The following is an 11,628-nucleotide window of genomic DNA, read 5'->3' as shown; positions in this document are numbered from 1 at the left end:
CCATCAATACAATATATTAAAGTTATAATTGCTAAGCAAACAGGGACAAATACTATGAACAGTGATAACAAAATGATAGATCCGTCAGATTTCGAGATTAAACGACTTGGAGAAGCCACCCACGCATCCCCGTTGCATGGAGTGAGCTTTACCGGCGATGATGATTCAGTTCTCTATCATACCCGGTTCAGCGATATCCAACCCTACATTGAACAACAGATGGCCCCTCCTGCCTTTGAAATTGCTGGACCAAGGGAAAAGATTTTTTTTGACCCTGAGGTTATGAAATGCGGCATTGTAACCTGTGGCGGCCTCTGCCCTGGTCTGAATGATGTCATCCGTGCCATCGTCCTCTCACTCCACCATCACTACAAGGTCAAGACCATACTTGGTTTTCGCTATGGTTATGAAGGCCTGAACCCTTCCTATTATCATACTCCCATAGAACTCAACCCTTCTAAAGTTGACGACATACACCAGAAAGGAGGAAGCCTGCTCGGCAGCTCCCGAGGGCCTCAAGATCCAAAAATAATGGTTGATACTCTTGTTCATCTTGGAATACGGATTCTTTTTACCATAGGTGGTGATGGTACCCTGCGAGGGTCTGAGACAATCACCCAGGAGATCGAAAAAAGAAACCTCAATATCAGTGTTATTTCCATACCCAAAACCATAGATAACGATATTAGCAATGTGGATATGAGTTTTGGTTATGAGACTGCCGTAGCTGAGTCACGTCGCTCCACAACCACTGCCCATGTCGAGGCTGTTGGTGCCCGCAATGGTGTGGGCCTCGTCAAGCTTATGGGACGGGAGTCCGGGTTTATCGCCGCAGCGGCAACGCTTGCCAACAATGACGTTAACTTCTGTTTGATCCCTGAGGTTGAGTTTTCCCTTGAAAAATTACTAACACAACTTGAAAAAAGAATCCGTCAGCGAGGCCATGCCGTAATAGTGGTTGGAGAAGGTGCTGGACAAAATCTATTCACAGATAATCTCGGGAAAGATGCTTCTGGTAACAGCAAACTTGGAGACATAGGACAACTCTTGAAAGCTGAGATTAAAAAGTATTTTCATTCTCGCTCCATGGACATAACGCTAAAATACATCGACCCAAGCTATATGATTCGTTCTACTCCTGCCTCTGCTGCTGATTCAGCATTCTGTCTCCAGCTCGGCATGCATGCTGTACATGCCGGGATGACGGGAAGAACAAACATGCTGGTGGGACACTGGAATAACCAGTTTACCCATGTGCCAATTCCAATGGTTGTACATTCACGGCGTAAAGTCGATCCTGGTGGTAAGTTGTGGTCTACTGTGCTTGCTTCAACAGGCCAACCGGCAAACCTTGTTTGACGATTTGACACTAGTTGTGCAAACAAACACTGTTGAACTCTTTTCTTTGCGTCCATATGATACACCTATCTATGGACGCTGCCCCCATAGAGACATTGAAAAATAGTTTCACTCTAAACACCCCCTTACCTCAATACCATTCGCATAGAAGCCTCAAATATTTTTCGATTAATTCCAAACGGATACCACCCATCTACCTACAAAACTTCTGGCCAATCCATTCAAAAGAAGAACCGTTCTGCTGTTTTCCCGTGATAACCCGTGGGATAAAAAAACAATCCTCACACTACAATTTGTTTTGTTAAACAATCGTACTGTGCTACTATAGTACCACATTGTAGTAGGCCGCATTACTATGTATGTTGTTACTTTAGTGCCTTACTCCTGAAAGCCTGTCATAAAAAACAAGAAACTCAGGAATTGAATTTGAAATCGTAAGTTACGTTTTACTACCAAGGCACTTATCCCGTTCATCGGGGTTAGCTCATACCGGCGGTCACTACACAATATGACAGATGAGCTATAACAGCGACTGCTGTTATGCAAGGTTGGTAATACTTTGATGGTGCAGCCATACCCATCTGACGACTCAGAGTCCTTGATGCTGATAAATCTGGATCCGGCACCTGCATGAGAATCCTAATGTGGCCTGAGAGAACCTTACGAGTGAGAGAAAAATATGAATGAAGCATTGATTCTTGAGAGGCTGGACAAACTCTCAGATGAAGTCAGATCGTTAAAATCGGAGATACTCTTAGAAGTAAAACAGGAGATCGCTTCACTTCCCGGTCAGCAGACACCTGATAATCCTGAGCCGTCCCAAGGCAGTGGTAACGATAGCTCCAACGAGAAAGTCCTCCAGATGACGCAGACCCTGCTAACCAGCCTGGAACAATTAAACGACGTCATCAATAAGACCAAAAGCGGTACAGCCCTAGAAGACAATAAGGGGGCCCTGCTCGCCAGGGCTTACCCTGACTCTGTACAATTTTTCACCGAGCTTGACGCTGATTTTCATATCGATGAACTCGTCGTCCTACTGAGAAAAGCCCTTACGAATCTGGACACCATGGGTGAGGGACTTGATATGTTAAAAGCAGGGGTTGAACTTCGGGACGACATGGTCCCAATACTTCAACTCATGTATCCCCGTGTTCTCCGTTTTCTCAACTCCCTTTATGAAGGTGAATTTCAGGCCGAAGAACTTGGTGATCTCCTCCATACGGTGCTCATTAATATCCACACCCTGAGTGATCTACTTAATATGATTCAACCGATGACTGAACTGGTCAAGGAAGTTGGTGTGGTTATGAAAGAGACCGATGTTATCAGCGGTATCAATATCTGGCTGGATGGATTGCAACAGGGAAACGGCATGATGAAGCTTGCCGGACTCATCATCACCGCCCTCAAACGAATCGATTTTAACGAGGCCCAGATCGACGAGATCTGTCAGGTTATCAACAACACAGAGCTTACTCAAATACAACCCATAGGCCCACTGGGGATGATCAAACAATTAAACGATCCTAAAGTCCAGGAAGCCTTGGGGTTTATGTTTATGACACTGCAGGTCATAGGCAGCTGCTTACAAGCTTTCGAGAATGGAAATGGAGGAAAAAATAAAGCCAGTGCATAAAAGACGTACAAACAGATTTAGCACTTTTTTACATAAGCAACAGATGGCCGAGACAGAAAAAAGGAGATTATCAATATTATGAAAAAGCTAGTCATATTAGGTGCCGGTAGTGGCGGCACAATGATGGCGAACAAAATGAGAAAGGACCTTGATAATGACTGGACAATCACCCTGATCGACCGGGATAATGTCCATTATTACCAACCGGGATTTCTATTTGTGCCATTCGACATCAACAAACCAAATGAAATTCGAAGAAGCAGACGTGAATTTATTAAACCGGGGATAGACTTTGTCATTTCTGAACTCACCAATGTTGAATGGGATAAACAGGAAGTGACAACGGCAACAGAAGGTATCTTCAAATATGATATTCTGATTATGTCAACCGGCTGTGATATTCGACCCGATGAAATTGAAGGTTTAGGGGAAGGCTGGGGCAGTGATATTCACGGTTATTATCGTTTTGATGATTGCCAGGTCTTAGGGAAGGCACTCAAAAAATTTAATGGCGGCAAGATAGTTGTCAACATAGCAGAAATGCCGATTAAATGTCCTGTTGCTCCACTTGAATTCGTCTTTCTTGCCGACTGGTACTTCCATAAGCGTGGTATTCGCGACAAGGTAGAGATTGAGTTCGTTACTCCGCTCTCCGGGGCCTTCACCAAGCCAATGGCCACCAAGGTGCTCACAGAGGCATGTAAAGATAAGAATATTAAAATTATCCCTGACTTCGCCCTTGGCTCCGTTGATCATAATAAAAAGGTGATAGCGTCCTATGATGGTTCTGAGGTCGACTATGATATGCTGGTCTCCATTCCACCGAACTTTGGTTCCCAGGTAATGATTGACTCAGGGGTTGCCGATCCAATGGGATATATTCCAGTGGATAAACACACCTTGCAACCCCAGGGACATGACAATGTCTGGGTTCTCGGCGATGGAACCGATGTCCCGACCTCAAAGGCGGGAGCAGTTGCCCACTTCCAGGGCGATGTATTGCATGAAAACATCCTGGCCTATATTAATGGAGGAGAGCAACATGCCAGATCAGATGGGCACGCCGTTTGATTCATAGAATCAGGCTTCGGGAAAGCCTACATTATTGACTTTAATTACGACGTTGAACCTATGGGCGGGAAATATCCATTCCCTGCTGTTGGTCCGTTAAACTTACTCAAAGATACCGAAATAAATCACATCTCCAAGCTTATGTTTAAGTGGGCATATTTCAACCTGCTTCTGAAAGGAGTGTGGCTTGGACCACCGGATCTTATGATGGAAGGAAAACAGAAGATTGCATAAGGTACAGGTTGTATAAAAAAGATCTCCATTGACTCACATCAATGGAGATTTTTTTTACTATTTCGTTTCTACTATTTTTTAAATTGAAAAAATTTATGAAGACTGGCTAACAGCTGCAACGGCCTCACTCTTCAGCCACCCCTTACGTCCCGCCCTATCAGTAACATAGGTATAGTCTCCATGGGTCTTAACAGAATAGAATAAGCGCCCCTGCTCCACCGCTCCTGAAGAACTCGCCCCCTCAAAGGGAGAGACCTGGAGTTTGGCATCTGAACCTACTACAACGAGTGGATTATAACTCTGATACCCCTGAACCACACCTGTGATCGATATAAGAAGCAGGACCATTGCACACACCCAGGAGCCAACATACGATCGTGGTGAAGGTTTGTATTTAAGTCGTACAGCTAGAAGAGTCGCCATAAAGACAAGGATAGCAAAGGCAAGAACGGTCCAGCTATCAATGGATAGTATGGCAAATAATCGTGTTATCTTCCCCGGCTCCTCTGTAAATAGCCCACTATCCTTTCTCACTTTCGCAAGATTTCCTATAATATCAGAATCAGACGGATCAATCCTCAGAGCCCGCTCATACTGAAGTATGGCTAAACCGACCTCGCCTCTTTGAGCATAACTATTTCCAAGGTTATATAACAGTCCGGAACTATTTCCCTCCTGTTTCAAAAGCCCTTCATATATGGTGATTGCCTTATCATAGTCTCCAACACTGTAGGCAGCATTACCAGCCTCAAAACGCTCATCTATGTCTCCGGCCAGCAACTCCATTGGTACAAGTGCAAGGAGCAGCAATATCAGGGCGTATACTGTTTTCGTGGATTTCATGACAGTTTCTCCAGCTCACGCTTTAATTCTTCATAATAATCAGACATTTCAGAAGCCGTGAGTGACGCTCCACCATAGGCGGCCTCTTCGGCCCGTGCAAAGATAGTAATAAGAGGGGAACTTGCTTCCACATATGTTCTAAGATCGGTAAGACTTATGGCTGATGCTGTTTTCAGCCTGGAGACGCCTGTATGATTCTGTATTGCAGTCCTGCATTTTGCAAGAAACAGAGTTGAATCTCCAGCGGCTTTTGCCCGCTCAATCTCCATAAGATCCTCCCCGAGCTGATGCATCCTGTTTTTCTGTAGGGAAAGTCCTGGTTGTCGCTCATGCTTATACTGACGCCAATTGAGATAGAGAAAAACAAGTATCATAAGCAGGACGACTATACAGAGGGCAATAAACCATGTTCGTTGAAACAGTGGGATAAGCTTTTGATTCAAGGGCCCCATCTCAAGGTGAACAGGGGAAAGATTGGCAAACATTGCCTCCGAGTCAACCACTATCTGTTCAGAACTGACCGACGTATTGGTTTCAGTCACCGGTTCGGCTACTACTCCAGTTCCGGGTTTTGCAGAAGAAACCTTGTCCTGTTGCTGTCCTCGCCCCGCAAGTAATTCAACAGGAATGGACTCACTGTTAAGTGTTATATATTTGCCCGCAAAAGGATCAAAATAACTAAAAGAGAGGGATGGGATTTCAGTTACTCCAGGCTCTTTGATGACAATTGCCTGCTCAAATGATTTACTGCTCTTAAAGTTATCAGCATCTGCCACAAAATCTGAAGTTGGAGAATAGGTCTTCCAGGAGGAGGATTCCGGAAAAACTGGTGCCTCCACCCTGTTAAAATTTCCCTCTCCCGAAATGATCATATTGAGGGTAATCGGCTCACCAATTTCCACTCTCCTGGGAGTTGCTCCCACATCCATTGTAAACCTGCCTATTGCTCCGGTAAAGTTTTGTGGTTTCCCCTCTTCCGGGAGCGGCAGTACACGGAATTCCAGCTCAGGACTGAATGCCGTAATAGGTTTGCGCTGCACGTTCCCCAAAAGACTGTTAAAAAGACTATCGCCAAACATACTACCACCAAAGCCCGACATTGGTGACCTGCTGCGTCGCTGTTGTTGAATCAGTACCGTAGCATCAAGACTGAAATGTAATGGATGTGTTCCCTCTTTCACGCCTGAAAGATTGGTTTTCCAGGTTAGTACATAAAACACCGAGCCACCAACATTTTCCTGGGTCTGTTTCGGTTCACCACCTAGTTGTGACATCACAACACCGTCACCGGATAGAGTTGGTAATGAACCGAGTTCCACTCGGTAGTTGCTGCTAAAATAGGCCTTAATCGTTATGGGGACAATCTCACCGGGGAAATGATCTCCAATTTCAGATACCTCTAAAAAAGCAATATCCTTCACACTCTTGACCTGACTTCCACCAGCCCCATCAACAGTACCCGTTTCAGTCACTTCAAAGGGGATACTTTGAGTCATCACCGTCTCGCCACCGGCCCGTACCTGTATCGGTGGAATGGTGTATTTACCTGCGGCTAGGGCCTGAACAATAAAATTATGGATGACTGCAACACTTTTTTTTCCATTTATATTGAAAGACTGCTGCAACGGAACTTTACGGTGTAACTTGATATTCTCGATCTCCGGAATCTCAAATTCAGCAATTTCCCGTACCCCACTCACCGCAATGCTGAGCCACGCCCCCTCGTTTACACTAAATGAACTCGGGTTGAGACTGGCTTCAACGGTGACATCCTTTGCAACCACCGTATCTACAGTGAACCAGGCAAGAAATATAACCAGTGCGAATATGAAGATGCTGCGCTTACCCATTACCAATCCTTTTCAATTTCGTTATCATCTGCACCACCGGAAGGTATAAAGTTCAGTTCCCCTTCCTGATTTTTTAATGCGTTCAACAACCGCTCCGCTTCTTCCTTTGTCATTTTCCCCTGCTGCTGACGTATTGCGTCCTGCTTAGCCTGTTCCTGATCACTATTTTCTTCAGCACCACTATTTTCAGCCATCTCGTTTATCGGCTCAGGGGTTTCAGAAGACTGACTCGCAACATCTTGTTTTTCTTCCTCTCCACTCTTTTGCGCGTCCTGCCCGGCAGCATCTTGTTGCTGTTGATCACCTGTATCTTGCTGTTGCTGCTCACCGCCCTTCTCATCCTGCGGGGAGTTGTCCTGCTGCTCACCTTTACCATCTCCCTGCTGGGAGTCCCCATCACCGGGTTTCTTATCCTGACCTTCTTCACCTTCCTGGTTGTCCTGCTGGTCCTGATCTTCCTGGTTCTGCTGGTCTTTCATCTGCTGTTCCAGCTGGTCCAACTGTTTCTGAATTACCTCACGATTATTCTTCGCCCTTTCATCATCAGGGCTCAGCTGGATCACCGAGTCCATTTGGGATATTGCCTGTTTCCACTCCTCAACCGTTGCCTGAGGATTCCCCTGGCGACTTTCTACACCCTTTTGAAAATGACTGTTACCAAGATTAAAGTAGGTCTTTTTCTGCAACTCAAGATCTTCACTTGAAAGAGCACTATTAAACGCCTGAATAGCGTCATCGTACATATTGTTTTTATACGAACTCACCCCATAATTATACAAAAGCTCAGGGGAGTCGGGCGTGCTTTCCAACTGCTGACGATAGTACTCGGCGGCACCAAGGTAATCTTCTGCAGCAAAGGCATCTTCACCTGGTGAGGCGTCGGCAACACCCGCATGAGCGGCTGTCAGTAACAAAACCAGCAGAACACTCATCTCTTTTTTTCTCTTGAGACTATTTTTAAGTGTTCGCAGCAGCGGTTGTTTACCATTTGCCCGTCTCTCACCAAGTAGTAGTTCGATAACCAGAAACAATAGTGCCGCGGCAAGGGGCCACTCAAACCTGTCGATGGGTAACTTATGCCGCCTTTCTGAGAGCTCTTCCTTTGGAATCAGAGAGAGTTTTTGCTGGTAGATTGTTTCAAGCCCCTGGCCTGAATTACCAAGGGGGGCATACACTCCCCCGGTGAGCTCTGCTAGTTTTGTTAGAGTTGACTCATCGAGTCTGGAGGTGACATACTTCCCAGCACTATCTTTAACAAATCCTTTACCACCTGGAACCGGGATTAATTCTCCACCGCTGGTTCCTACACCAACTGTGTAAATGGTCAGTCCCTCCTGAGCGTATTTTTCAGCCATTGCAAGAGCGTCACCTTCAAGGTTTTCGCCATCGGTGAGGATTATGAGAATCTTATGATTAGCCCCATTTGTAAGAATTTTTGAAGCCGCTTCTATAACGCCAGCAAGATTGGTCCCACCCCGGGGAATGATGTCCGTTGTAACCGCCGCCAGAGACTGCTCAAAGGCCTCATAATCCATGGTCAGTGGGCACATAAGAAAAGAACTGCCTGCAAATGGCAAGAGTCCAACCCTATCTCCTTCCAGGCGCTGGACAAAGTCAAGGATTGCAAAATGAGCCCGTTTCAGACGGTTTGGTTTGATATCTTCAGCGAGCATACTCTTAGATGTATCAAGGGCAAAGAGCAGATCAATGCCCTTGCGCTTTACATCCACCCACTCATAACCGTATTGAGGTCTCGCAAGGGCTCCAAACAGGAAAAATACCGACAAGAGAATCAGAATTTTTTTATATCCACGCCTGGTCCTCGAAAGATTCCTGGTCAATTGACCAATGAGCTGCTCAGAGGCAAATCGCCCCAGTGCAACACGCCGCCTTTTTTCCAGGGTTTTAAAAACCACTGCAAGTATAATACAGATCAGTAGCCCGGCAAGAAGCCATGCTGGTTGTGCAAAAGTCATGATCATTCCCCTAGGGTACGCGCTTTCGGGCCTGGTACATTTCAAGCCCTAAAAGAATAAAAACACAGAGAACCAGATAAGGAAAAAGCTCCCGATAATTCTCAAATTTCTTGATGGTTCTGGTGGTGGTTTCCATGCTGTTTATCGCCTCATAAATCTGGGCAAGCGAGGCGGTATCTGTAGCACGAAAATAGGTTGCACCTGTCATATCCGCCACTTCTTTCAGGGTTTTTTCGTCTATATCAACCTGTACACGAACAAGTTTTTTCCTGCCAAAGGCATCTGTCACTGGCATTGGAGCCTCTCCTCTGGTTCCTGCACCAATTGTATACACCTTAATATCCAGGGTCTCGGCAGCCTCTGCTGCAACAAGGGGAGGAATCCTGCCACTATTATTCATACCGTCGGTGAGAAGGATCAGGATTCTCGATTTTGCCTTACGATCACGCAGCCGATTAGTTCCACTGCCGATGGCAGATCCTATGGCCGTGCCGTCCTCAACCATACCGATTCGTATGGACTCAAGCCGCTTCCTGAGCCAACTGTGATCAAGCGTCAGGGGGCTCACAAGATAGGGCCGGCCACCAAAGGCAAGCAAGCCAATACGATCATTGGGACGCTGCTCAATAAACTCATCCACAACCTTTTTAACCACCTCAAGCCTATTGGTGGGCTTACCGCCCAGGGTAAAATCCATGGCTTCCATGGAACCCGAGACATCCACCGCCAGTAGTATATCTATACCCGAAGCCTCAATCTCAATATTGCTGCTACCAACCTGGGGCCTGGCCACAGCAAAGATTAAAAGAGTAAGACTTGCAAGTCGAAGTAACATCGACAATCTACCCGGCCTGGTTTTCCTGGCTGTTGCCAGCTTGCCCACAATGGAGGTCGAGGAAAAGAGCAGGGCCGGGGCGGCACCTCTTTTACCAAAGAAATATGCCACGACCGGGATAAGAAGTAGAAGCCAGAGGAGTTCGGGATGAAGAAATCTCATTTTCCATCCTCCATGACTTGCCCGGACGGACTGGTGGCATGCACAAATGTTGCGACTGCTGTTTCCATTATATTAAGATTCTGCTCATCCTGTACCTTATGGGCAAATTTCGCCATATCGGCCTGTTCAAGGCAGTTTTGCAGCTCCATTTTATAATTACTTATCTCAGAATCATTTGTATTTTTAAGACTCCTGAGAAACTCCCTTGTGGTCTGGCGTGTGCTCTTTATGGCAAACCGATCTTCGACGTAGCAGCGAAGAATCTGGCTTACCCTATCCATATAAGCCCGCCCCTGTCCCATTCCAAAGAGGCTCCTCGCCTCGGTAAGATCCGTCAAGGCCCTTTCCCATGGAAGTATAACCGGCACAGCTCTGGGTCGTTTTTTACGCTTATATAACCAGTAGATGAGAGCACTGACGAGTAGTGCGAGCAGAATTCCAAGACCAATATAGAGATAGGGAACAGGTGCCCTCGTTGGCACAACACCATAAACATCATACATGGTCATCTGCTCACTCGCACTCTGAGGCGTCTGAGCCCCCTGCGCCGACTGACCCATTTGACCCATTTGACCCATTTGACCGGGCTGAGGAATTTGTGACATCTGTGGCGGACTTGCACTGCTTTGACTACTACTGTTGGGTTTCTCAAGTAGGGTCAACGGCTGGTCAGCCGCGATCGCAATAAGGGACAACTGCGCAACAAGCGTCACCACAAGTGTAAGAGCAAGAAATAGTCTTTTCATAGCGCCCTCTTCTTTCTATCTCTGAAAAAGCTCAAAAGAGGCGGCAGATATGACCTGTCAGTACGAAGGTCGAGGAGATCTATTCCTGCAAGGCGCATACTTTTGTGAACTATTTTCTCTCTTGCAGCAGCGATAGCACGATACTCCTCTCGTACCTCAGGATCAGAGGTGTTCACTTCAACCTGTGCACCGCTCTCAGCATCTTCTAAGGTAATCCAACCAACATCAGGGAGTTCATATTCTCTTGGGTCCGTTACAATAAGACTGATGAGATCGTGGCGTCTATTTGTGATTTGTAGTTTTGGTTGAAGGAGTTTTACTTCTTCTTCAAACACTCCGGGTAGTGCAAAATCTGAGATAAGAAAGGAAACACACTTTCTCTTCATGACCCGGTTAACAAAATCTAAGACGCCCTTGACATCAGTCTTCACCCCTTTGGGTTTGAAGTAGAGAATTTCCCGTATAATCCGAAGGATATGTCCTCGTCCTTTTTTAGGAGGAATATAGAGTTCAGGGGAGTCTGTAAAAAGAACCAAACCCACCTTGTCGTTATTTCGAACCGCTGAGAACGCCAAAACAGATCCAATTTCAGCCATCAATTCCCGTTTGGAAGAGGCCGACGAACCAAATTCCCCGGAGCCGCTGATATCAATCATCAGCATGATGGTCAATTCCCGCTCTTCAGTGAATTTCTTGATATGGGGGACGCCGGTTCTCGCGGTAACATTCCAATCAATAGTCCTGATATCATCGCCGGGAACGTATTCGCGAACCTCATCAAAATTCATTCCCCGGCCCTTAAACACAGACTGATAGCTCCCCGCCAGACTGTCATTAACCAGCCTGTTGGTGCGCACTTCAATCTGGCGAACCTTTTTTAGAATATCCCTGGTAAGTTGTGTATCCATTTATT

At 46.2% G+C, this 11,628-nt stretch carries 9 protein-coding genes; 3 read left to right on the top strand and 6 right to left on the bottom strand.

What is annotated here, in order from left to right; translation table 11 throughout:
• The first annotated feature begins 54 nt into the window (after positions 1-54).
• From ACX6CI_RS20210 to sqr, 3 genes are all read left to right on the top strand, one after another.
• The gene (locus tag ACX6CI_RS20210) at positions 55-1,359 is read left to right on the top strand and encodes an ATP-dependent 6-phosphofructokinase (RefSeq protein WP_458775465.1); all 1,305 of its coding nucleotides are present in this window, start codon (positions 55-57) and stop codon (positions 1,357-1,359) included.
• Positions 1,360-2,038: 679 nt separating this feature from the next.
• On the top strand, positions 2,039-2,998 hold the full coding sequence (locus tag ACX6CI_RS20205; protein WP_458775464.1) for a DUF1641 domain-containing protein: 960 nt from the start codon (positions 2,039-2,041) through the stop codon (positions 2,996-2,998).
• A 78-nt stretch (positions 2,999-3,076) separates the two neighbouring features.
• Positions 3,077-4,303: a type III sulfide quinone reductase, selenoprotein subtype gene (gene sqr, locus ACX6CI_RS20200; RefSeq protein ID WP_458775463.1), complete on the top strand. Its 1,227-nt coding sequence runs from the start codon at positions 3,077-3,079 to the stop codon at positions 4,301-4,303.
• A gap of 93 nt (positions 4,304-4,396) precedes the next feature.
• Here the strand turns inward: sqr and ACX6CI_RS20195 are convergent, their stop codons facing one another.
• The 6 genes from ACX6CI_RS20195 to ACX6CI_RS20170 are packed head-to-tail and all read right to left on the bottom strand — an operon-like array spanning position 4,397 to position 11,623.
• Positions 4,397-5,146, bottom strand: a complete 750-nt coding sequence (locus ACX6CI_RS20195) for a tetratricopeptide repeat protein (protein ID WP_458775462.1) — start codon at positions 5,144-5,146, stop codon at positions 4,397-4,399.
• Entirely contained in the window at positions 5,143-6,996 is a 1,854-nt protein-coding gene (locus tag ACX6CI_RS20190; protein WP_458775461.1) for a BatD family protein, read from the bottom strand. The genes ACX6CI_RS20195 and ACX6CI_RS20190 overlap by 4 nt, the downstream gene beginning before the upstream one ends.
• Positions 6,996-8,972 carry a VWA domain-containing protein gene (locus ACX6CI_RS20185; protein WP_458775460.1) on the bottom strand — a complete coding sequence of 659 codons (1,977 nt, stop codon included), beginning with the start codon at positions 8,970-8,972 and terminating at the stop codon, positions 6,996-6,998. The genes ACX6CI_RS20190 and ACX6CI_RS20185 overlap by 1 nt, the downstream gene beginning before the upstream one ends.
• Before the next feature lie 10 nt (positions 8,973-8,982).
• Entirely contained in the window at positions 8,983-9,969 is a 987-nt protein-coding gene (locus tag ACX6CI_RS20180; RefSeq protein WP_458775459.1) for a vWA domain-containing protein, read from the bottom strand.
• Positions 9,966-10,715, bottom strand: a complete 750-nt coding sequence (locus ACX6CI_RS20175; protein ID WP_458775458.1) for a hypothetical protein — start codon at positions 10,713-10,715, stop codon at positions 9,966-9,968. The genes ACX6CI_RS20180 and ACX6CI_RS20175 overlap by 4 nt, the downstream gene beginning before the upstream one ends.
• The gene (locus ACX6CI_RS20170) at positions 10,712-11,623 is read right to left on the bottom strand and encodes a DUF58 domain-containing protein (protein WP_458775457.1); all 912 of its coding nucleotides are present in this window, start codon (positions 11,621-11,623) and stop codon (positions 10,712-10,714) included. Before ACX6CI_RS20170 ends, ACX6CI_RS20175 begins: the two co-directional genes overlap by 4 nt.
• Between the last annotated feature and the right edge of the window lie 5 nt (positions 11,624-11,628).

This window comes from Desulforhopalus glucosivorans (assembly GCF_054397165.1).
Note: the sequence above shows the minus strand (reverse complement) of the source record. Positions and strands in the feature narration are given on the sequence as shown.